Origin of the sequence: Actinomyces ihuae (genome assembly GCF_001457875.1) — a bacterium.
GTDB lineage: Bacteria > Actinomycetota > Actinomycetes > Actinomycetales > Actinomycetaceae > Pauljensenia > Pauljensenia radingae_A.
The window spans coordinates 489617-511675 of sequence record NZ_CZPX01000004.1; the positions used below are offsets into that span (position 1 = coordinate 489617).

The following is a 22059-nucleotide window of genomic DNA, read 5'->3' on the forward strand; positions in this document are numbered from 1 at the left end:
CCCGTGAGCGAGCAACGTGTGAAGTGGGGAGGTCCCGGCGAGGACTACCGCCTTGCCAGGATTGGTCGCGTCGGCGGGAATCAGTGGGCTGACGCCCCGGCAGGCGCGCCGGCAACGGGTGTGCCCAGTCCGCAGGAAGTCGCTCCCGTATGGTCTCCGCCCATGCGCAAGCGCTCGATTGCGTGGTTTGAAATCATTTTCACCATTGTTGGCGTGGCGGCACTGGGTTTTGCGCTGTTCGGATACGTGCGCACCGGTGGTTTACCGTCAACAGTTCTGACCGGAGTGCTGGCATTGATTCCCTTGGGATTCATCATCGCAGTGCTGCGTTTTATTGATCGCTGGGAACCCGAACCGTGGGTCGCGATGCTCGTGACCTTCGTGTGGGGAGCGGGAGCTGCAGCAGTGGTGGCGATGGTGATCAACACTGCGCTGCAGACGAACATCCAGTTGATCACCGGGCACTCAGGCCTGACGATGGTAGCTACGGCCTCGATCGTGGCACCCATCGTGGAAGAGACCCTCAAGGGTGCGGGCGTGGTGTTTGTTCTGGCCTGGCGACGTCACCGCATCAACTCGCTGATTGACGGTATCGTCTACGCCGGAATGGCAGGCGCAGGTTTCGCGTTTATCGAGAACATCCAGTACTTCCTGCGCAGCTCAGAAGAGGGCCAACTGATGATCACGTGGTTCCTGCGCGGCATCATGAGCCCGTTCCTGCATCCGATGGCCACCTCGTTCATCGGGCTGGCGGCAGCGTGGGGCGTGGTGCGCCACAAGTCGGGTCTCGCATGGGTCTGGACCTTGCCGCTGGGGTGGATCGTCGCGGTCCTCATCCACGGATCGTGGAACTACCTGGCCAGCACGTCGATGGAACGCTGGTTCGTGTTTTACCTCTTCGTCGAGGTCCCGATTTTCATCGCGTGGATCGTCGCGCTGCTGGTCATGTCCGCGCGGCAGGCGCGCACCATTGCCAACGGGTTGGAGCCTTATGTGCGTACTGGATGGATCCTGCCGGGCGAAGTGACAATGGTGGTCAACCGCGGTGCCCGCCGTTCAGCCGTTAGGTGGGCAGCTCAGGGCGGTCGCGCTGCCAAACGCGCCATGAAGAATTTCCAGCGACTGGCTGCCGCATTGGGAATGGATGAAATGATCCACCGTAAGGCGGGCAGGCACGCAGATCGCGTGGCACAGGATCAGGACATGCTGCAGCAGTTGATCGCGTCCCGAGACGTGTTCCTGACGCGCACGCGCAGTGCTCACGCCAACAGGCAGATTGGACGATAACGAGTGAGTGACCTTGGACCGGAATGGATTCCAGACCAAGACGGCATACCGTTCCGACGCGCTGCCCGCGTAGCCGTATTCGACGAGGACGGCAAGCTGCTCCTCGTGCGCGGACACGATTCAGAAAATGTCACACGCTCCTGGTGGTTCACCACAGGAGGCGGGCAGGAAGAAGGCGAAACATTGCAGCAGACGGCGGTGCGCGAAATTCGTGAAGAGACGGGGATCGCCCTGGATCCGACTCGTCTTGTCGGCCCTGTCCTGCATCGGCGCGCGCTGTTCGATTTTCTCAACGTGACAGCGCGCCAGGAGGAATGGTTCTTCGTTGCGCACGTGCACCGCACAGAGTTGAACTGGGACGGCTGGACTGAACTGGAGCGCAGCGTGCTCGATACGATGACGTGGTGGGACCTGGACGATCTTGAGGCTGAATCCCGAAGAGCGGAAGTCTATCCACGTGACCTGGTCGCGATGGCTCGTCAATGGAAAGACGGGTGGGATGGGACCATGATCGAGCTTGACGAGTCATCCGTCGGGTAAAGTAGCCACCACATCAGCCACTGAGGAGAATGTCATGTATTTGCCCGTAATTCCCACTGTCCGACATGCCGATATGTCCGAGGGTGCAGGACGGTTCTCACCTGTCACGACGAAACTGGTTCAGGACGCGACGCAACTGGGTATTGACACGGCACTGGAGCCTTTCCAGGAAAAGGAGGCGTACGCCCTGACGATCGGTGAGGACGGCACTCATATTCGGGCCATCACCGAGGTTGGTGTGGTGCGCGCCAGCCGCACACTGAATCAGCTCAAGAGAGGCGGAGCCGCGCTGAGCGGAACGATTGTGGACTGGCCCGAATTCGAATGGCGCGGCCTCATGATCGACACTGTGCGCCACTTCTTTTCCCTCGATGTCCTCAAGGAGATCGTCGATTTGATGGCAAGCCTGTCACTGAACGTCCTTCACCTGCACGTGAGTGACGACCAGGGGTGGCGAGTCGAAATTCCCGCTCTTCCCGAACTGACGGAAAAATCATCACAGAGTGCCGTGAATGGCGAAGGTGGCGGATACCTGACTGTCGAGCAGTACAACGACCTGCGACGCTACGCGAGTGCCCGCGGAGTTGACGTGGTGCCTGAGGTTGATATGCCGGGACACACCAACGCCGCACTGCACGCGATGCCGGGTCTGAATCCCGATGGTCAGGCGCGGGATGTCTACGAAGGTATCGACGTGGGAATGTCGACGCTGAGTACGCAGGCAGCCGACACCGAACGCTTCATGGACGAAGTGATCGGACAGCTGGCAGCTGACTCGCCGCTCGGTATGCATATCGGCGGCGACGAAAGCCATTCCACACCTCACGACGAGTTCCGCGCCCTGGTCACAATGGCGGTGGAACGCGTCCACGCATGCGGCAGGCGGGCGATCATGTGGCAGGAAGCGGGCGCAATGGCACACGAGGACGACATCGTGCAGCTGTGGGATACCACCAACAATCATACTGAGGGCGTGCTGGCGGGCGTTGAGCGCGGTGCACGCGTCATCGTGTCGCCTGGACAGAAATCATATCTGGATATGAAAGAGAATGCCGATGAGCCGTGGGGCCAGGACTGGGCCGGGCCTCTACCGTTCCGGACAGCGCTGGAGTGGAATCCGCGCACCGCGCTCGAAGGGCTGGATCCTCGGGCGGTGATCGGTGTTGAAGCATGTGTGTGGGCAGAGTACATCCGCACGCGTGAACAGCTCTTTGAGAAGCTCCTGCCGCGTCTGACTGCCATTGCTGAGGTCGCATGGACCGGCAGTGGTGACGACAAGTGGGAGGAATTCTCCCGGCGCGTCACCTCGCTCACGGAACTGTGGGATGCCAAGCGGCTCACCTGGCACCGTTCAGAAGGCGTCGACTGGAAGTAGCCGAACCTAGAACAGGGCAGCGACGAGCGCGTCGAGGCGACGCACGGCCAGAGAATTGGGAATCGCGTCGCGGACAGCGGACTTGGCGCAAAAAGCGACGCCCCATCCTGCGGCCTGCATCATGGGGATGTCGTTCGCGCCATCACCAATGGCAACGCACCGTGAGGGGGATACTCCCAGCTGAGCTGCCCATTCAGTGAGCTTACGGACCTTCACGTGCGATGTCACGATCTCTCCGAGGACCTGGCCGGTCAGGTGCCCGTCACGCACTTCCAGTCGGTTCGCACAGTAAAAATCGATGCTCAGTCGCGTTGCCAATGGGCCGACGACTTCCTCGAACCCGCCGGAGACCACACCAAAGGCACCGCCGGAAACGGAGTGGACACTTTTGATGAGTTGCTTGGCGCCGGGGGTGACGGTGAGGGAGCGGGTAACGTGGCGGAACACGGTCTCAGGGACGCCGGCAAGTGTGGCGACCCGCTCCCGCAAGGACTGCGCAAAATCGATCTCACCGTTCATTGCCCGCGCGGTCACTGCCGCCACTTCCTGACGCGTACCGGCCCACTCGGCAAGTTCTTCGATCACTTCCTGAGCGATCAGCGTTGAATCCACGTCGGTGACGATCAGCGCTGGCCCGCCTTCTTCACGAACAGAAACAGGGACGACCAGAACATCTCCCCACCGTGACAACGCGGCGTGCGCACCGTCAAGATCCAGCATGCCCACACCGTCATCACCCTCGCGCACGCAGGCCACCACGCACGCAGGGACGTCCCCGCCAATCGGGTTCGCCACGAACGGCAATGCTCGCACATGTATTTTTGAACGGCGCACACCGGCAAAATCTGCCAGTGCGCGAACTGCCGGAGCCTCGTACGGAAAACTTGCGACGTCATGCGGGGCAATGACGCAAAGTGCTGCGCCAGCCCGTTGGCTCACTTAGTCACCACCATGCCCTTGGGGACGACGGTGATGCCGGACTCGGTGACGGTGAAACCGCGAGCGCGATCATGTTCCAGGTCCACACCGACCGTCGCTCCTTCTTCCACGACGACGTCCTTATCCAGGATCGTCTTGGAGACGATGGAGTGGCGACCCACGCGGGTGTTGCCCATGACGACCGAGTCAGTGACCTGAGCCCACGAGTGCACGTACACGCCAGGCGAAATGATCGAATGGTAAACCTCGCCGCCCGAAACAATCGAGCCGGGGGAGACAAACGAGTCGATGGCGTGCCCCATACGCGAATGCTCATCGCCGTAGACGAACTTTGCCGGCGGCAAGGAGCCATCGATGAGGGTCATCGTCGGCCAGTCGCGGTTATAGAGGTTGAAGATCGGGTGGACGCTGATCAGGTCCATATTCGCGTCGTAGTACGCGTCCAGTGTGCCGACATCGCGCCAGTAGTCGCGGTCCCTCTCTGTGGACCCGGGCACGATGTTGTCCTTGAAATCGTAGACACCGCACTGCTGACGTTCGACGAACCACGGGATGATATTGCCACCCATGTCGTGATTTGAATCCTCGTTTTCCGCGTCTGCACGAAGTGCGGCGACGAGGGCGTCCGTATCGAACACGTAGTTACCCATAGATGCGAGCACTTTGGTCGGATCATCCGGCAGACCCTCAGCGTTTTGCGGCTTCTCGAGGAAGTTCTTCACCACGCCACCTTCGGCGTCGATGACGCCCAGAGCGGGGGCGAGTTCAACCGGTTGGCGGATGCCTGCCACAGTTGCCGGAAGACCAGACTCAATGTGGTGCTCCACCATCTGAGAAAAGTCCATGCGGTAGATGTTGTCGGCACCAATGATCACCATGTAGTCAGGGTGCTCGTCCTCAATGACGTTCAGGGACTGGTAGATCGCGTCGGCACTGCCCAGGTACCAGTGCGGTCCCCGTCGTTGCTGCGCCGGTACGGGAGCAATGAAGTTACCCAGCAACGGCGACATATACCACGTCTTTGTAACATGTCGGTCCAGCGAATGCGACTTGTATTGGGTGAGCACGACGACACGCATGTAGCCGGAGTTGACGATATTGGACAGCGCGAAGTCAATCAGTCGGTAGTTTCCACCAAAAGGTACTGCAGGCTTGGCTCGATCCATGGTCAAGGGCATGAGACGCTTGCCTTCGCCACCCGCAAGAACGATTGCTAGGACATGTTTTTTTGCCATGTCTCAAGGGTAGGCAATAATCAGCGTGAATGTGCGCAAACGACACGAGATGCGCTGCTGTTCGATAAGCTCTCAGTAGGAGGCAGCCATGCGTATAGATTTATTGACACGTGAATATCCGCCGCACGTCTACGGCGGTGCGGGTGTTCACGTGACTGAACTGGCTCGCGTATTGCGAAGCCTAGGTCCTGACATTCGGGTTCACGCATTCGATGGTCCCAGGAAGCCGGGGGACGAGGGTGCCCTCGACGGTGTGCGAGGATACGACGAACTTGCCGAACTGGACGGCGCAAATGCAGCGTTGCGCACACTCGGGGTGGATCTGCAGATGGCGGCCCACACCGACGGAACTGACCTGGTGCATTCGCACACGTGGTACGCCAACTTTGCCGGATATGTGTCGAAGCTGCTGTACGACGTCCCTCACGTTGTTTCCGCACACTCGCTCGAACCGTTGCGCCCGTGGAAGGCCGAGCAGCTGGGCGGTGGCTACCGTCTGTCCAGCTTCGCTGAGCGCATCGCCTACGAGAACGCTGACGCGATCATTGCGGTGTCCAACGGGATGAAAGATGACATCCTGCGCTCGTATCCCAGTGTCGAAGAGGACAAGGTTCACGTCATCTTTAACGGTATCGATCTGAATGAGTGGCGCAAACCCTCCACCGAGGATGAGAAAGCCAACCAGGCGCGCGTGCTCAAGGAATTCGGTATTGATCCTGACCGGCCCACAGTGGTCTTCGTCGGGCGGATTACCCGTCAGAAAGGTCTGCCGTACTTCCTGCGCGCAGCTCGCCAGCTTCCACGAGATGCTCAAATCGTGCTGTGTGCAGGAGCGCCGGACACCAAGGAAATCGCTGCTGAGGTCGACACGTTGGTCAAGGAACTGGCGGCCGACAGAGACGGGGTCGTGCTCATCTCCCAGATGCTGCCGCGAGCCGATCTGTGTGCAATCCTGGACGTGGCGACCGTCTTCATCACTCCGTCTGTGTACGAGCCGCTGGGCATCGTGAACCTGGAGGCTATGGCGATGGAGTTGCCGGTGGTGGGCACACGCACCGGCGGAATTCCCGACGTTATTGTCGAGGGAGAAACCGGCTACCTTGTTCCCATCGAGCAGAAGACTGACGGAACCGGAACCCCCATTGATCCAGAAGCGTTCGAATCTGCGATGGCTGAACGCATCAATGCCGTGCTGGCTGATCCAGGGCAGGCGCGTCAGATGGGCAAAGCCGGCCTGGAGCGGGCGCGCACTGAATTTTCGTGGGACACAATCGGCCAGCAGACACTCGACCTTTATCGCGCGCTGGTGGGCTGATGAGGCAAGGTTCTGGCTACACTGAAGACATGGAGAACGTTGTTGATCTACACGACGTCACGCTTGAGCGCGGCGGATCCCACCTTGTTGATTCCCTGACGCTGTCGACGCATCGCGGTGAACACTGGGTCATTGTTGGCCCGAACGGTGCAGGCAAAACCAGCTTGATCCGACTGATTAGTGGGCGCGAGCGCGCAACCAGCGGTTCCGTGACCATTCTGGGCACGCCGATCGAAGAAGCCGACCCCGGGGAATTGTCCGCGCGCATCGGCTTTGCTTCACAGTCACTGACGGCACGAATCTCAGTGTCCATGCCGGTGCGCATGGCGGTGATGACCGCAGCATGGGGCAGGTCGATTACCTACGGCGAACAGTACGACACTGAGGACGAGGGGCGCGCAGATAACCTGCTGCACCTGTTCGGCGTCTCGCACCTGGCGGAGCGCCGTTTCGGAACGCTGTCAGAAGGGGAGCGCCAACGCGTCGCACTGGCTCGCGCACTCATGGCGGACCCGGAAATTCTGATACTTGACGAACCGAGTGCCGGACTTGATCTGGGGGCGCGTGAACTGCTGGTGGAGGCGCTGACGGAGCTGAGCGGGGATGCTCGTTCACCGCAACTGCTGCTGGTTACCCACCAGATTGAAGAAATTGCACCCGGCTTCACGCACGGCGTGGTGATGTCACATGGCCACCTCGTTGCGAGCGGGCCAATTGAACAGACTTTGACCAGTGAGACCCTGTCGACGGCATTCGATCTTCCGCTGGAGGTCGGTCACGGTGACGGGCGCTGGTGGGCGCGTATGAACAGGGACCGGAAACCCGACAGTTCCCGTCGACACTGAAACGGAGGAAACAGTGGTCTTTTATTGGTGGCTTCTCATCGCACTAGGCTTGGGCATCGTCGAGATGCTGTCACTCGACCTCTTCTTCCTCATGCTGGCTATTTCGGCACTTGCAGGCGGAATTGCCAGCGCTGCCGGAGGGGGAACAGGCGTGCAGGTGGCCGTGTTTGCGGTCGCCAGCCTGCTTCTTCTCCTTCTCGTTCGTCCATGGGCTAAGGCGCATCTGACACGCACGAACCCGAATATTCGAACCAATGCACAAGGGCTGATTGGAACAGACGCCCTCACGCTTACTCGAGTCAACAGAATCGACGGGCGTGCCAAAGTTGCCGGCGATACGTGGAGCGCGCGCTCGGCGGACGGTCGGGAAATCCCCGCCGGCGTCCACGCGCACGTTGTCCGCATCGATGGGGCAACAGCCATTATTGAACGTAACGAACCCCCTATGCAGTGAGAGGCTGTCACAATGTTTAACTCATTCGGGCAGACAATCGGAATGGCGCTGATCTTCCTCATCGTGCTGTTCGTTGTCGTCACCGTAGCCAAGTCAATCCAGGTGGTCCCGCAGTCGCGGGCCCTGGTGGTGGAACGTCTCGGTAAGTTCCAGTCGGTGCTCTACGCCGGACTTCACGTCCTGGTACCTTTCCTTGATCGCATCGCAAGCAAGGTTGACCTGCGTGAACAGGTCCAGTCGTTCCCACCCCAACCTGTCATTACAGCTGACAACGTTGTGGTCTCCATCGATTCGGTCATTTACTACCAGGTCAACGATCCGCGTAGCGCGACCTACGAAATCGCGAACTACATTCAGGCTATCGAGCAGCTCACCGTCACGACGCTGCGTAACGTGATCGGCTCAATGGACCTCGAGCAAACACTGACCAGCCGCGACCAGATCAACTCTCAGCTGCGCGGCGTCCTGGACGAGGCAACCGGCCGCTGGGGTATTCGCGTGAATCGAGTCGAGCTCAAGGCCATCGATCCGCCGCCGTCCATTCAGAACGCGATGGAGCAGCAGCTGCGCGCTGAGCGCGACAAGCGTGCCGCCATTTTGACTGCTGAAGGTGTGCGCCAGTCTCAGATCCTCAAGTCTGAAGGTGACAAGCAGTCCCAGATTCTGCGCGCTGAAGGTGCCGCACAGGCCGCAGTGACGAAAGCTCGCGGTGAATCCGAGGCCATCCAGACCGTGTTCAACGCCATTCACGCCGGCAAGCCGACCCCGGATCTTCTGTCCTACCAGTACCTGCAGATGCTGCCGCGTATCGCTGAAGGTGAAGCATCGAAGGTCTGGGTTGTGCCAACTGAGCTGACAGCCGCCCTCGACGCTGTGGCGAAAGGCTTTTCAGGTGGGGGAACGGATGGAGAATCCGGGCCGGCTAAGCCGACCATGCCGCCCAACCCTGTGAGGCACTCAAGCCAGGCACCGATTGTAGACACCCGTCCCAAAGGGCCGAGCGTCCTCGATGAGCCAACGCAGGCCCGCCCCTCCGAAAAGCTCAAAGACCTGATTGAGCCGATCGAAGATGTGGAGCTGCCTCCAGAGGAGAATGAGAAATAGATGGATCAGTTGTCCGACTCGGTGATGCGTGAAGTTGCCGATCAGGAAATTCGCTTTATCCGCCTGTGGTTCACGGATGTGGCCGGCGTACTCAAATCGCTGGCCATTGATCCAGGTGAATTGGAGGATGCGCTCAGCGAAGGTATCGGCTTTGACGGTTCCTCGATCGAGGGGCTGACACGCGTCCACGAGTCGGACATGCTCCTGAAACCAGATCCCAGCACCTTCCAGGTTTTACCGTGGGGTAGTGAGGACGACAAAGTTGCACGCATGTTGTGCGATGTCCTCACCCCCGACGGTGAGCAGGCCCGATCCGATCCGCGAGGAACGCTGGAACGTACTGTGCAGCGTGCAACCGACATGGGATTCACCGTGATGGTGCATCCCGAGATTGAGTTCTACCTGCTGCATAAGCCTGCAACCCCCGATCACCTCGTTCCCATTGACGGTGCCGGCTATTTCGACCATGTCACGCGATCCATTGCCCACGATTTTCGTCGTCGCCTGGTTCACATGCTCGAAAGCATGGACATCGCCGTCGAACTGTCCCACCACGAGGGCGGCCCTGGGCAAAACGAAGTTGACCTGCGGGCAGTCGATGCGGTTCGGGCAGCCGACAACATCATTACCGCCCGCACGCTCATTGAATACGTGGCACTGAGCGAGGACGTCGTCGCCACGTTTATGCCTAAGCCGTTTGCCGATTACCCCGGCTCAGGCATGCACACCCACCTGTCACTGTTCGAAGGTGACCACAACGCATTTTACGATCCGGCCGGCACGTATCAGCTGTCAGCTACCGGACGCCACTTCATCGCCGGACTGCTGGCGCATGCCCGCGAAATCAGCGCGATCACCAATCAGCACGTCAACTCGTTCAAACGTTTGTGGGGCGGGGGAGAAGCTCCCTGCTACGTGTGCTGGGGTCACAACAATTCATCGGCACTGGTTCGTGTGCCACTGTATAAGCCGGATAAACGGCGCTCAGCGCGGATTGAATACCGCGCACTTGATCCGGCGTGCAACCCCTACCTTGCGCTGTCAGTGCTCATCTCCGCAGGCTTGGATGGCATTGACAAGAAGATGGAGCTCATGCCTGAAGCTGAGGACAACGTGTGGGACCTGTCCGAACACGAACGTCAGGTTCTTGGCATCGATTCCCTGCCCGCCTCCTTGCACAGCGCCCTGGAATGTATGAAGAATTCCGATCTTGTCGCTCAGACCCTGGGTGAAGAAGTCTTCGACTACGTGCTGCGCAACAAGTTCAAGGAATGGGCTGAGTACCGCCACCAGATCACGCCCCAGGAAATCAGACAATTCATTAAGGCCAATTGATGCGCAGCGAGCGCATTGAAGCGCACCTGCGCAGTGCAGGCTTTCACGATGCCCGCACCAGCGCGGACTATTTCAGGCAGCTTCCTGACAGTGCCGACATCTGGATGCGGGCAGCTCAGACCAGTGCCGATCCAGACCTGGTTGCCCTCCAGCTCGTGCGACTGCACGAAGCTGACCCGAATGCTCTGCGCCACGTACTCAACCACGGTGCAGCGCGCCAGCTTGCCGCCGTGATGGGCGCATCGCGTCCCCTCGGCGATTTTATTGTTGCCCACTCTGACGCCATTGACGCGGTGTGGGTCGAGGCACGTGATGCTCGCCAGGTCATCCTCGACGCTCTTGCCTCGGCCACCGCAACAGCAGATGACCTGCGACGAGCGTACAGAAACGTGTTGATTTCGATTGCCGCCACTGACCTGACGGACTCCGACCCGGTTGGGCACTTGCCTGAAGTGGCTGCACGGCTGACTGATGCTGCTGACGCGGCGTTGGAAGGTGCCCTGTTGCTGGCACGGCGCCAGATCGACCCCGATCACACCGTCAAGTTCGCGATCATCGCTATGGGTAAGACGGGGGCGCGTGAACTGAACTATATTTCCGACGTTGACGTCATGTACGTGGTGGGCGTGCAGGAAGGCCAGTCAGAGCGCAGCGTTATTGAAATCGCCACGCGGCTGGCAGCGATGACCGCTCAGGCGTGTTCTGGTGCGGGCAGTGAGCCACCGCTGTGGGCAGTTGACGCCACGCTGCGGCCGGAAGGCCGTGACGGCGCGCTGGTCAGAACCGTCGAATCCTACGTCGCCTACTACCAGTCCTGGGCGCACACCTGGGAGTTCCAGGCACTGCTCAAAGCGCGCCCGGTGGCAGGGGATCGTCATGTCGGACAAGACTTCATTGACGCGATTACTCCATTTGTGTGGTCCGCCGCGGACCGCGAAGGGTTCGTGGACAACGCCCGCACCTTGAGGCAACGCGCCGAAGCCCTGGTCCCGGCTGCGGACAGCGACCGGGAACTTAAACTCGGTGCCGGAGGACTTCGGGACGTCGAATTTACGATTCAGCTGCTCCAGCTTGTTCACGGGCGCACAGACGAATCGATCCGTATTGCCGACACCGTCGGAGCAATCCGGGCACTGTCCGACGGAGGATATGTTGCCCGAACGGATGCGCGCGACCTGACGCACTGCTACTGCTTCCTGCGCACTGTTGAGCACCGGGCCCAGCTGGCACGCATGCGCAGAACACACATGATCCCCTCATCAGGACACGAACTGCGGCGTATTGCCCGAGCGATGGGGCCGGAGCTCATGAGCGCGGAAAACCTCATCGACACCGTGGACGACGTGCGTGAGCGCGTCCGTAGGCTGCATGACGATATGTTCTACCGGCCGATTATTGCGGCCACCGCCCGCCTGGCTCCCGACGAAGCCGCGCTGGATCTGGAGGCTGCCAAGGCTCGTTTGGCGGCGCTGGGGTATCTGGATCCTGCCGGAGCGCTCGGTCATATCAAAGCTCTGACACACGGCACGTCACGCCGTGCCACCATTCAACGCCACCTGTTGCCTGTCTTTATGACGTGGCTTGGGCACGGAGCTGACCCTGACCTCGGGCTGTTGAACTTCCGTACCCTGTCCGAACGCATCGGCGATTCGCATTGGTACCTGTCGCTTCTGCGCGATTCAGGTCTGGCGGCCTCACGACTGTGCGAACTCTTGCCGTCCTCACGCTGGGTTGCCTCCGCTCTTGCTGAGTTGCCTGAAGCAGTGCAGTGGCTTGACGGTGATGAGCAGCTCAAAGCGCGCGACCGTCAGCGCCTGATCAACGAGGTGGACGCGCTTATCTCGCGACACAGCAACACTGAACAGGCCATGTGGCGCGTGCAGGCGGTACGTGTACGTGAAGTGACGCGCGCAGCCCTGGGAGATGCACTGGCACATGTTGCCCCTGTGCGAACCGCCATTGCGGACGCTTCGGATGTGGCGCTTCATGGCGCACTGACTATCGCGACTCGCCAGTGGAGCAGTGAGCACGCAGACGCGCAGCCGCCACGCCTGGCTTTTGTTGCGATGGGTTCATACGGCGGACGCGAATCTTCGCTGATGTCCGACGCCGACATTATTGCCGTTCACGAGGGGGACGCCGGTGCCGCCGTTGACATCACCATGCGCGTGAAAAAGCTGCTCAGCTCTGTCCACGAGGGATCGGGGCTGAGCGTGGATATGGATCTGCGACCGGAAGGAAAATCCGGGCCAGTTTCGCGCACGGTGAGCTCCTATGAGGAGTATTACCAGCGGTGGGGATCAGTATGGGAACGTCAGGCACTGTTACGAGCCAGACCCGCAGCAGGTGACGGGGAGCTGCTGGCCGACTTCTTTGCCGCCATCGATCCGATCCGCTACGATCAGTCACCCTCGGACGCTGATATCCAGCAGATTCGCCTGCTGAAAGCTCGAATGGAACGCGAGCGACTGCCTCGTGGCATTGAGCCGACGCGGCATGTCAAACTTGGCGTGGGGGGAATGAGCGACGTGGAGTGGGTCGTGCAGCTCATGCAGATGCGTCACGTTCACAGCTGTGAGGAGCTGCGCACCACCTCCACGCAGCGCGCGCTGGCGGTCCTACGACACAGCAACCTGATCAGCGGAGAGGACGCTGATGACCTGGATCGCGCGTGGAGTTTAGCTCGACGCATCCGTACGGGAAACGTGCTGGCAACCGGGCGCACATCCGGGGTCAAAATCGACGTGCTGGCGCGCTCGGGTGCGAAACTGGCTTCGCTGGCGCACTTGTTAGGATATGGGGCAGGCGGCTATCACGCCCTGGAAGAGGACTGGCTGCGTGCGGCCCGGCGTTCACGGGATGTGATGGAACGGCTCTTCTGGTCAGACTCACGGTGAATGGCATCTTGAGGAAGTAGGAAATGAAACTTGTTCTTGTCCGGCACGGACAAACCGCCGCCAATCGATCACACGCACTGGATACGGGCCGCCCCGGCGCACCCCTCGACAAACGAGGACGTAAACAGGCCGAATCGCTGGCAGCGCGGTGGGAAAACGATATTGCACCGGCACCAGGCCTGGTGGTCGTCTCACCTTTGACCCGAACGCGGCAAACAGCAGCACCGCTGATCGCCCGCTTCAACCCACACGTGTGGATTCGACCCGGCATCCGTGAAATCGAGACAGGCGACGGTGAAATGGCGGTGGACCGTGCCTCGGAAACGACCTACGTGCGCACCATCGTCCACTGGGCTCAGGGCAATCTGGATGCCAGAATGCCGGGTGCGCAAAACGGACATGAAGTGCTGGCACGGGTGCGCCCCGTCATCGGTGAAATTGAACAGTGGGCCGAGGAGCACAAGGACGGAGTCGTCGCACTTGTCGCGCATGGCGCTATTTTGCGCACAATCACACCCGTGCTTGCCTCGAATGCGGATGCGCGCATGACGGTAACCAATCCGATGCGCAACACCGGCACCACGGTGCTCGATCGTGAAGGCGGCCAGTGGGTTGCGCGCACATGGAACGACCGTCCGATCGACCAATGGCCCGTGCCCGACGGCGAGATTCCACTGGTGCGATCAGAACTGAGTGCTTAGAGAACCTTCGAGAAGAACGCCTTGGTGCGTTCGCGCGTGGGATGCTCGATGACGTCGGAAGGCTTCCCCGCCTCCACAATCACACCCTCATCCATGAACACGACCTGGTCGGCCACTTCGCGCGCAAACCCAACCTCGTGCGTGACAGCCACCATCGTCATACCGGAGCGGGCCAGATCTTTCATCACGCCGAGCACTTCGTCAACCAACTCAGGGTCGAGGGCTGACGTCGGCTCATCGAACAACAACAGCTCCGGGTCCATGGCAAGTGCGCGCGCAATGGCAACACGCTGCTGCTGGCCACCGGACAGCTGCGAAGGATAGTGCTGAGCACGGTCAGCCAGACCGACACGATCCAGCAGCGACAGCGCCGTTTTCTGCGCCTCTTTTTCCTTGACGCCCTTGACGTGCACAGGTGCTTCCATCACATTTTCGAGGGCGGTCATATGGGGAAACAGGTTGAAACGCTGAAACACCATGCCAATGCGAGAGCGTTGCTGAGCGATGACCTTGTCGGGCAGGTCATGCAGAACAGGCTGACCAGATGAGTCAGTGGTTTCGCGGTACCCAATCAGGTCGCCTTCAACATAAATCCTGCCTGCGCTGATACGTTCCAACTGGTTAATGCAGCGCAGGAGGGTTGATTTTCCTGAACCGGACGGCCCCAGGATCACGCACACCTCGCCGCTGCGTACCGTCAGGTCGATGCCGCGTAATACATGAAGATCACCGAAGAACTTGTGAACTGCCTGCACGGAGACCATCGGGGCAAGTGAAGAGCTCATGGTGTGACCTCGATAAATGGATCGTTTTTCGTGGTGTGAGAGGAATTGATGGCGCTCTGGCGTCCCGTCTTGTGCGAGGAAGTGCCGGTCGTGCCTTCCGGGCGGTCAGAGGTAAAGCCACGCCCATAGTGCTGCTCAATGAAGTACTGAATGACCATCAACAGCGAGGTGATCGCCAGATACCACAGTGCGGCCGCGATCAGCAGGGGGATCGGCACGAACAGCGCCTGCCCCTTGGTGCGCGCCACGAACGTCAATTCCAGAGTGAACGGAATGGCGGCAACCAGAGAGGTGGTCTTGAGCATCGAGATCGTCTCATTCCCGATCGGCGGGACAATCACGCGCATTGCCTGCGGCAGGATAATGCGACGCAGGATCAGACCGCGATGCATACCGAGCGCGGTCGCTGCTTCTTCCTGTCCCTTATCAACGGACAGCAGACCTGCGCGGATAATTTCAGCCAGGTAGGCACCCTCGTTGAGTCCCAGGCCAATGAACGCCATCCAAAACGGCGTGAAAACCTGAGCGGTGTCGAAGGTGACGAACTCGGGGCCAAAGGGAATACCAAGTGAGAGCTGAGGATAGAGGGTTGGAAGCAGAGACCAGAAGATGAGCTGCGTGTAGATTGGTGTGCCGCGGAAGAACCAGATGTAGAACGTGGCGACCCACCGCAGGATCGGGTTGGGCGACTGACGCATAATTGCCATCGTCACCGCGAGGACCGTGCCGAGGATCATGGCGACGATCGTCAGGAGGATCGTGTACATCACGCCGCTGACAATGGTGCGTGAGAACAGCCATTGCCACACAACGTCCCACCGGAAGTTCGGGTTGGTCAGCAGCGTGTTGATCGCCATGGCGACAAGCACGGCGACAATCGCAGCCGACACGAGCCGACCGATACGTGGCACGGGTTTGGCGTGAATAATCTCAACGCCGTCACGAATGTCTTGCTTCGGCACTGGTCACTCTTTCTCTGGTTAACCGACAGGTCACTCAACCGGCGGGTTGACAGTGGCCGTGTCGAGGGCGGAGGAGTCCGCGCCGTAGGGCGCGAGGATTTTCTCTAGGTATCCGCTGTCCATCAGGTACTGCATGGCCTTGGCAAGGGCATCTGTCAGAGCCTGATCAGACTTGGAAACCGCAACGCCCTGTGGGGCTGCTTCGATGACGTCTCCAACCTGTTCGAGCTGTCCCTGGGTGAGCTTGACCGTGTAGCTGATCACTGTGGAATCTGCCAGGGTTGCGTCGTACTGTCCACCCACAACCTTCGTGGCGACGTCAGTCTGCAGATCCATCGGCATGACCTGAATGGCGGGTTTGCCGTCGGCTTCACACTTTGCGGACAGCTCGTTGGCGTACTCGTGCTGGAACGTGCCGTTCTGAACGCCGAGGGTGGCGCCACAGGGGTCAGCGGGGTCGAAGTTCTTCGGGTTGCCTGTCGATACGGCGTATGCGGAACCAACCTCGATGAACTGAACGAAGTTGGTTTCTTTCTCACGTTCTGGAGTAATCGTGAACGCCGACATGCCGATGTCAAACTTGGTGCCCAGTGCCGGAATGATCGTGGGGAACTCGGCGTGCGTGGTGGTGCCTTCCGACAGACCCAGCACCTGTGCGAGGCCGCGCACCAGGTCAACTTCGTAGCCAACGGGGGTCTGACCATCGTCACCGCGGAATTCCGCCGGCGCGTAGTCCGTGGAGGCACCATTTCGCAGGACGTCACGATCCTTGATTTCCTGTGGAACGAGGGCAGCGATATCATCCTGGACTGGAATCTGGCTGGTATCGAAGGGGGTGATCCCCGTGGACGCCATTGGATTGTCGGCAGATGAGGTCGCTGATTGTGCTCCGGATGATGCGCCGGCATTCGACTGATCGGCAGGGACGTCATCGGGATCAGAGCACGCGGCCAGGCCACAGGCGGTCAGGGCAGCAATTGCAGTGACGACAGTAAACTTACGCATGATTTCCTCCAATATGCGAGCAACGCGAAGGAACTATTTCTCCACGTCGACCAACATATACGAGTATGCGCATAAAAGTATAGTTATGCGTCGCCGTCTCAATATGTGAAGCGACCGGCGCGGCGGCATCGCCGCTCAGACATGGTCAGTGGCCACGCAGGGCACGACGCGACGGGCGCGCCTTCATGGGATCAATGCTGCGAGGAACGCGTTGGTGCGTCTTGTTCTCCAACGCTGTCAACCGCTGAGAGATCGCAGGAACTTCCTCACGAGTCAGCGTCTTCTTGAGCTTCCGGATACGACGGTCAAGCTGCCCGAGCGTGATCTGTCCATCACCATGGCCCACCTCAATCAGGTGAATCGGAACGTTCTGGGCGACACGCTGCGTGTTGCGACGCTCCTGATTCAACATCGGGCGCACACGCGAGGAGGGTCCCTCGGAAATGAAAACCACACCGGGCCTGCCGACAAGGCGCCACACCAGATCCTGATGGCGATTCGCTGCAACAGGCTCTTCGCTGACAATCCACCCGCGCTTGATCTGACTGATAACCGCATACACGGATCCGATCGTGCCGTCGATCTGCTGATACATTGCGCGGCGCACAAGTGCGGCGAGCAGACCCATGCACAGCAGCAGTGCCAACATGACTCCCGTCAGGATCCACATGAACCATGAGTTGGTGAGGAATCCGAGGAGGATGCCGAGAGCGATGAGAACGATGGAACCACCGATCATCACCCATCCGATCCACGGATATGAGCGCGCAGTGATCTTATAAGCGTCAGCGAAGTTCTGATACCACCGACGCTTCTTTTCCTGGGGTGCGTTTTCCTTTGCCATAACGGTCCTATCCTACCTGTGATTGGAGCCGTGCGGGACCACGGCTTCCTGCGCGACACAAAATCTCACCCGTGAGTGCGATAACAAGTCCGGCGCACACTGCGATCGCATACGCCCACGGCGCACCGGACGAAGACGCCACCATGCCACCCGCGGCTGATCCACAGGACACGCCGATTGTGACCGAAGACTGCATCGACGTCATCGCCACTGAAACACCTTGTGGGGGAGCCAGGCGTTCCGACAATGAAAAGGCCGTCACCATTGTGGGCCCCACGAAGAGTCCGGCAATGAGCAGCATGAGAGCAGTCAGGATAATGCTCGAGGCCCCAGCTGTTGCCCCCATCGCTGCCGCAATTCCGACCCCGCCGATGATGACGCGCCACGACAGTCGCACGGATTCGGGAATCAAGACAACCATCAGGGCCATTGCGGCTGACCCGATACCCATGACCGCGTAAATCAAACCGGCCTGCGTCTGCATTCCGGCCATTGCTGCTCGTTGGGTGGTGCCGGCCTGAACGGAGCCAAATATCGTACCGATACAGGCCATGATGAGGATCGCCGGAAGGACAACGCGCAGCACCGAGGCGATCGACACCGGCGGGGTTTGCGTGCGATCAGCGTCGTCCTCGTTCGGCAGGGAAGCGGGCGTGCGAATAGCGAAAGGAATCCCGGCGCACAGCACGAGGAGGACGGCCAGCGCCAATGGCGCGGCAGGTGCTGCGGCGGACGCGGCGATGCCAACGAGGGCTGGGCCGAGGACGAAGACGAATTCATCAGCGGTGGATTCATAGGAAAAGGCTGCGGCCAGATGATGGGGCGAGGTAGTGCGCGCCACCCAGCGTGCACGCGTAAATGAGCCAATCGGAACGGCAGTCAGGCCCACGCATAAGGCAGCTAGCCACAAACCTGGGCCACTGTGAGCAGTCAGCGCTACAGCGCATAGTCCAGTTAGGGAGAGCGCGTTGAGGGGGAGCAGCGTGAGCAGTACCGGTCGTTGTCCGCCAAGGTCAGCCCAGCGTCCGATCAGCGGCGAAGCGATGGCTGTTGACAGAGAGACCACACCGGTCGCCAGTCCGCCGGTTGCGACGGATCCAGTAGAGGCGGTGATTGCCGTCATCGTCCCCAACGGAACCATGGCGTAAGGTGCGCGAGCCACAAACGCGATGATGAGCTCGGGCCACCCAACCAGAGCGGGCAGAATACGATAATGCGCCAGAGCGCGAAATGGTGATGTCTGCACGAAAGCATGTCCCAACATAGGCGTGCCCTCAAGGGTCTTGCCAGGCAAGAGCAGGAGGGCTTGCTGCGCCACGGCAGCGGTGTCATTCTAGCGTGTATCCATGCGCCATCCACAGATTGCGATTGCGTATTGTGTCATAGGGGAAGGCCCGTCACAGTAGGGGCATGGATATCAATTCCTACGAGTTGCGGTCATTGGCCTCGATGAGCCATGCCGGCCCCATGTGGCACACACTGACTCGCGATGGGAGCGCTGGCCTGCTGGCACTGCGGTCAGCTGACGATGCGCAGCGCCTGGAGTCACGGTGGCGCGCCTGGGCGCAGATTGACTGTGACAACGTGGTACGGCTCCACGACGTGGCGCGCCATGACGATGGACGGTGTGCCGTTGTGATGGAGTACGTCACCGGTCGCACACTCGACACGCTGATCGGGACCCCCTCACTTCGTCGCAGGCAGGTGCGCGAGCGCATCAGCGCGTCCATCCGGCGCGGTGTGGAGGCGCTCCACGAGCACGGCATCGTGCACGGCGACCTGTCTCCATCCAATATCGTGGTGCGCCCCGACTATCAGGCGGTCCTCATTGACATTATCGATGGTCCCGAAGGCATCATCGGCACTGAAGGATGGTCCGATGGTGAGGGCACAGTCGAGGGCGACTGGGACAGCGTTGCGCGTATTGAACGCAAGCTCAGCGGCCCTGGCAGTGTGGGCGACGAATTAGGGGAGGTGCTGCGTCGCGCGGCGAACACGGAGCTCACACAGCATGAGAACGCGCCGGCACGGCATAAGCGACCTCGGTCTTCTCACGCAAAAGTCGGTTTTGCAGCGTGTATGGCGTTCGGAGTCGGCGCATGGGTGATCGGGCATGCAGTGCGCAGCGATGCTGAACAGAGCGTCTCCGAATCGGGCGCGGTATCAGCGTGCCCGAGCAGTGATGAAGCCCGTGACGTCATCACCGATGTGCTGCGCTCACGTGACAGCGCATTGATGAATCGCGATGTCGACGGGCTGACGTATGCAACCAGTGGTGTGTTGCTGGAGTCGGACCAGGCACTGATAGAGAATCTGGTCGCAGACGGTGTGGAATTGAAGAATCTGTCGACAGCCGTTGTGGGCGATGTGACGGTTCGCTGCGACGGGCAGATGGTGACGGTCAGCACCCGCATTCAGCAGGCCAGCCACCAGCGCTGCGAGGCTGGACTGTGTCGCAGCGTCGGCACCCAGCCTGAACACAACGTGGAACTGACACTGGGCGGACATCCGCTGAGTGTTCACGACATAGCAAGCGGGGATGCGCCGAGTAACTCGAGCGCACCCCCGCCTGGTGAGGATTTCTAGAGACCCAGATCTGCCTGGAATGCTCCCTGCTCCAGACGACGCTTGACGTCCATCAGGTAGCGGGCCGCGTCGCCGCCGTCGACCAAACGGTGATCGTACGACAGGGCCAGGTACACCATCGAGCGGATGCTGATTGAATCATTGCCCATCGCGTCCTTGACAACCACAGGGCGTTTCACGATCGTTCCGACGCCCAGAATTGCGGTTTCCGGCATGTTGAGAACCGGAGTGTCGAAGAGTGCTCCACCCGATCCCGTGTTGGTAATCGTGAAGGTGGATCCGCTCAGGTCATCGACACCTGCGCTGCCATCGCGTGTGCGCTTGGCCAGGTCATTGATCGAGGCTGCAATTTCAGGAAGTGACTTGCTTCCTGCATCCTTGATGACCGGAACCAGCAGCCCGCGCTCGGTGTCCACGGCAATGCCGATGTGCTCGTGATCGTGGTACGTCACCTTCTTGTCGTCGATCGTTGCGTTGATCTTCGGGTGCGCAACGAGGGCTTCGGTAGCGGCCTTGACGAAGAAAGGCAGGAACGTCAGCTTCGTATTGTGCTTTTCCTGGAACGGAGCCTTGGAGGCTGCGCGCAGGGCAGCAATACGGGTGACATCCACTTCGACCACTGTGGTCAGCTGAGCAGCTGTCTGCAAAGACTCGATCATGCGCTTTGCGATCGTCTGGCGCAGACGCGTCATCTTCTCAGTCTTTCCACGAAGTTCAGACGGCTCGAAGACGATCGGCTCATCGGATGACTGCGGTGCAGGAGCCCCACCAGATGCGGCCGGCGCTGCCTTCGACGAGGAGGACTCAATGGCTTTTTCGACGTCTTCGCGGCGAATACGGCCACCAACACCCGTGCCAGTCACGGTGGACAGGTCGATGCCGGCCTCACGTGCCAGCTTGCGCACGATCGGTGTGACGTACTGACCAGAAGCAACGGACTGTTCAGGCTGGTCCGCAACCTTCGTGCCGGACTCGGTAGCTTTCGGCGCCAGCGTTTCAGGCGTCTCGAATTCCTTCTTATCCGAATCGCCTGGCTGATGCGGCATCGGAGGAGCCGGGGGTGCAGGCGGTGCGGGTGGCGCAGGGGGTGCCGGAGGCGCCTGACGAGGTGCGGGCGGCTCGGCCGATGGGGATGGAGCCGATGTATCTTCCGACGGCTCATCGGGTGCGACAGCATCTGCCGTCTTCTTTTCCGCCGACTGGTCAGATGCTGCGCCGCCGGCCTGATCGGAGATCACGGCCACCACGGTGCCGACCTCCACCGTTTCGTCTTCTTCCACCCGGATTTCCACCAGGTAACCGGATGCGGGGGAGGGAACTTCAGAGTCGACCTTGTCAGTGGACACTTCCAGAAGCGGCTCATCTGCTTCGACCTCGTCACCGACCTGCTTGAGCCAGGTTGTCACCGTGCCTTCAGTGACTGATTCGCCCAAGGCGGGCATGGTGACCTCGGTGGTGTTACCGCCGCCCGAGGCAGGGGCCTGCCTGGATTCGGCTTCCGGCTCTGGTTCAGATTCCTCGGAGGCAGCTTCCTGTGATTCATCGGCGCTCTGGTCGCCCTCGTCGCCTGCCTCGTCCGCTGAAGCCTCTTCACCTTCCTCGCCAATCAGGGCGATCTCGGTTCCGACCTCAACGGTTTCGTCTTCTTCAACCAGGATCTTGAGCAGAACGCCGCTGGCGGGGGAGGGAACTTCAGAGTCGACCTTATCGGTGGACACTTCCACAATCGGTTCGTCAGCTTCAATCTTGTCGCCCACCTGCTTGAGCCACGTTGTCACTGTTCCTTCAGTGACGGACTCGCCCAGAGCGGGCATCTTCACTGCTGTCGCCATCGTTCAATCTCCTTTATG

Annotated in this window: 19 protein-coding genes; 11 read left to right on the plus strand and 8 right to left on the minus strand. The window is 60.2% G+C overall.

All coding sequences use genetic code 11. From position 1 onward, the window contains the following. Positions 1–3 precede the first annotated feature (3 nt). Genes BN3002_RS03405 through BN3002_RS03415 form a run of 3 tightly spaced genes read left to right on the plus strand, consistent with a single transcriptional unit; the run spans position 4 to position 3202 of the window. Positions 4–1287, plus strand: a complete 1284-nt coding sequence (locus BN3002_RS03405; protein ID WP_074026159.1) for a PrsW family intramembrane metalloprotease — start codon at positions 4–6, stop codon at positions 1285–1287. Between the two features lie 3 nt (positions 1288–1290). Then, positions 1291–1827, plus strand: coding sequence for an NUDIX hydrolase (locus BN3002_RS03410; protein WP_058236598.1), 537 nt, complete (start codon positions 1291–1293; stop codon positions 1825–1827). A gap of 34 nt (positions 1828–1861) precedes the next feature. Then, positions 1862–3202 carry a family 20 glycosylhydrolase gene (locus BN3002_RS03415; protein ID WP_058236599.1) on the plus strand — a complete coding sequence of 447 codons (1341 nt, stop codon included), beginning with the start codon at positions 1862–1864 and terminating at the stop codon, positions 3200–3202. Positions 3203–3208: 6 nt separating this feature from the next. Here BN3002_RS03415 and serB read toward each other — a convergent pair whose 3' ends face one another. Together serB and glgC are read right to left on the minus strand one after the other, a co-directional pair. Beyond that, on the minus strand, positions 3209–3871 hold the full coding sequence (gene serB / locus BN3002_RS03420; protein ID WP_058236888.1) for a phosphoserine phosphatase SerB: 663 nt from the start codon (positions 3869–3871) through the stop codon (positions 3209–3211). 266 nt (positions 3872–4137) lie between these two features. Next, complete coding sequence (gene glgC / locus BN3002_RS03425) at positions 4138–5376, minus strand: glucose-1-phosphate adenylyltransferase (protein ID WP_058236600.1); 1239 nt, start codon at positions 5374–5376, stop codon at positions 4138–4140. Positions 5377–5464: 88 nt separating this feature from the next. Here glgC and glgA point away from each other — a divergent pair, with 88 nt between their 5' ends. The 7 genes from glgA to BN3002_RS03460 are packed head-to-tail and all read left to right on the plus strand — an operon-like array spanning position 5465 to position 14027. Continuing rightward, entirely contained in the window at positions 5465–6691 is a 1227-nt protein-coding gene (gene glgA / locus BN3002_RS03430; protein ID WP_058236601.1) for a glycogen synthase, read from the plus strand. Beyond that, positions 6691–7536 carry an ABC transporter ATP-binding protein gene (locus tag BN3002_RS03435; RefSeq protein ID WP_257525454.1) on the plus strand — a complete coding sequence of 282 codons (846 nt, stop codon included), beginning with the start codon at positions 6691–6693 and terminating at the stop codon, positions 7534–7536. Before glgA ends, BN3002_RS03435 begins: the two co-directional genes overlap by 1 nt. 13 nt (positions 7537–7549) lie before the next feature. Continuing rightward, entirely contained in the window at positions 7550–7990 is a 441-nt protein-coding gene (locus BN3002_RS03440; protein ID WP_058236603.1) for an NfeD family protein, read from the plus strand. Between the two features lie 12 nt (positions 7991–8002). Then, a complete protein-coding gene (locus tag BN3002_RS03445) occupies positions 8003–9094 on the plus strand; it encodes an SPFH domain-containing protein (RefSeq protein ID WP_092648532.1) in 1092 nt (363 codons plus the stop codon). Further along, positions 9095–10429, plus strand: a complete 1335-nt coding sequence (locus tag BN3002_RS03450) for a glutamine synthetase family protein (RefSeq protein WP_058236604.1) — start codon at positions 9095–9097, stop codon at positions 10427–10429. Continuing rightward, positions 10429–13326 (plus strand): bifunctional [glutamine synthetase] adenylyltransferase/[glutamine synthetase]-adenylyl-L-tyrosine phosphorylase, encoded by a 2898-nt coding sequence (locus BN3002_RS03455; protein WP_058236605.1) that lies wholly within the window; start codon positions 10429–10431, stop codon positions 13324–13326. Before BN3002_RS03450 ends, BN3002_RS03455 begins: the two co-directional genes overlap by 1 nt. Before the next feature lie 23 nt (positions 13327–13349). Further along, positions 13350–14027 (plus strand): histidine phosphatase family protein, encoded by a 678-nt coding sequence (locus BN3002_RS03460; RefSeq protein WP_058236606.1) that lies wholly within the window; start codon positions 13350–13352, stop codon positions 14025–14027. Here BN3002_RS03460 and BN3002_RS03465 read toward each other — a convergent pair. The 5 genes from BN3002_RS03465 to BN3002_RS03485 form a co-directional block, all read right to left on the minus strand. Then, positions 14024–14812, minus strand: coding sequence for an amino acid ABC transporter ATP-binding protein (locus BN3002_RS03465; RefSeq protein ID WP_058236607.1), 789 nt, complete (start codon positions 14810–14812; stop codon positions 14024–14026). The genes BN3002_RS03460 and BN3002_RS03465 overlap by 4 nt on opposite strands. Continuing rightward, the gene (locus BN3002_RS03470; protein WP_227469306.1) at positions 14809–15774 is read right to left on the minus strand and encodes an amino acid ABC transporter permease; all 966 of its coding nucleotides are present in this window, start codon (positions 15772–15774) and stop codon (positions 14809–14811) included. Before BN3002_RS03470 ends, BN3002_RS03465 begins: the two co-directional genes overlap by 4 nt. A gap of 30 nt (positions 15775–15804) precedes the next feature. Continuing rightward, positions 15805–16779 (minus strand): ABC transporter substrate-binding protein, encoded by a 975-nt coding sequence (locus BN3002_RS03475; protein WP_058236608.1) that lies wholly within the window; start codon positions 16777–16779, stop codon positions 15805–15807. Between the two features lie 145 nt (positions 16780–16924). Continuing rightward, positions 16925–17623, minus strand: a complete 699-nt coding sequence (locus tag BN3002_RS03480) for a DUF4191 domain-containing protein (RefSeq protein ID WP_058236609.1) — start codon at positions 17621–17623, stop codon at positions 16925–16927. Between the two features lie 7 nt (positions 17624–17630). Further along, on the minus strand, positions 17631–18941 hold the full coding sequence (locus BN3002_RS03485; protein WP_257525455.1) for an MFS transporter: 1311 nt from the start codon (positions 18939–18941) through the stop codon (positions 17631–17633). A 92-nt stretch (positions 18942–19033) separates the two neighbouring features. Between BN3002_RS03485 and BN3002_RS03490 the strand changes: the two genes are divergently transcribed. Next, on the plus strand, positions 19034–20209 hold the full coding sequence (locus BN3002_RS03490) for a protein kinase domain-containing protein (RefSeq protein ID WP_058236610.1): 1176 nt from the start codon (positions 19034–19036) through the stop codon (positions 20207–20209). On the opposite strand, the gene sucB is transcribed toward BN3002_RS03490, so the two are convergent. After that, complete coding sequence (gene sucB / locus BN3002_RS03495) at positions 20206–22041, minus strand: 2-oxoglutarate dehydrogenase, E2 component, dihydrolipoamide succinyltransferase (RefSeq protein WP_058236611.1); 1836 nt, start codon at positions 22039–22041, stop codon at positions 20206–20208. The genes BN3002_RS03490 and sucB overlap by 4 nt on opposite strands. Positions 22042–22059 lie beyond the last annotated feature (18 nt).

Excerpts from the sequence above, each read along its gene's own strand:
- BN3002_RS03445 (WP_092648532.1), top strand. The coding sequence starts at position 8,003 with ATGTTTAACTCATTCGGGCAGACAATCGGAATGGCGCTGATCTTCCTC.
- BN3002_RS03415 (WP_058236599.1), top strand. The coding sequence starts at position 1,862 with ATGTATTTGCCCGTAATTCCCACTGTCCGACATGCCGATATGTCCGAG.
- BN3002_RS03435 (WP_257525454.1), top strand. The coding sequence starts at position 6,691 with ATGAGGCAAGGTTCTGGCTACACTGAAGACATGGAGAACGTTGTTGAT.
- BN3002_RS03460 (WP_058236606.1), top strand. The coding sequence starts at position 13,350 with ATGAAACTTGTTCTTGTCCGGCACGGACAAACCGCCGCCAATCGATCA.
- BN3002_RS03455 (WP_058236605.1), top strand. The coding sequence starts at position 10,429 with ATGCGCAGCGAGCGCATTGAAGCGCACCTGCGCAGTGCAGGCTTTCAC.
- BN3002_RS03480 (WP_058236609.1), bottom strand. The coding sequence starts at position 17,623 with ATGGCAAAGGAAAACGCACCCCAGGAAAAGAAGCGTCGGTGGTATCAG.
- glgC (WP_058236600.1), bottom strand. The coding sequence starts at position 5,376 with ATGGCAAAAAAACATGTCCTAGCAATCGTTCTTGCGGGTGGCGAAGGC.
- BN3002_RS03490 (WP_058236610.1), top strand. The coding sequence starts at position 19,034 with ATGGATATCAATTCCTACGAGTTGCGGTCATTGGCCTCGATGAGCCAT.
- sucB (WP_058236611.1), bottom strand. The coding sequence starts at position 22,041 with ATGGCGACAGCAGTGAAGATGCCCGCTCTGGGCGAGTCCGTCACTGAA.
- BN3002_RS03465 (WP_058236607.1), bottom strand. The coding sequence starts at position 14,812 with ATGAGCTCTTCACTTGCCCCGATGGTCTCCGTGCAGGCAGTTCACAAG.
- BN3002_RS03450 (WP_058236604.1), top strand. The coding sequence starts at position 9,095 with ATGGATCAGTTGTCCGACTCGGTGATGCGTGAAGTTGCCGATCAGGAA.
- glgA (WP_058236601.1), top strand. The coding sequence starts at position 5,465 with ATGCGTATAGATTTATTGACACGTGAATATCCGCCGCACGTCTACGGC.
- BN3002_RS03475 (WP_058236608.1), bottom strand. The coding sequence starts at position 16,779 with ATGCGTAAGTTTACTGTCGTCACTGCAATTGCTGCCCTGACCGCCTGT.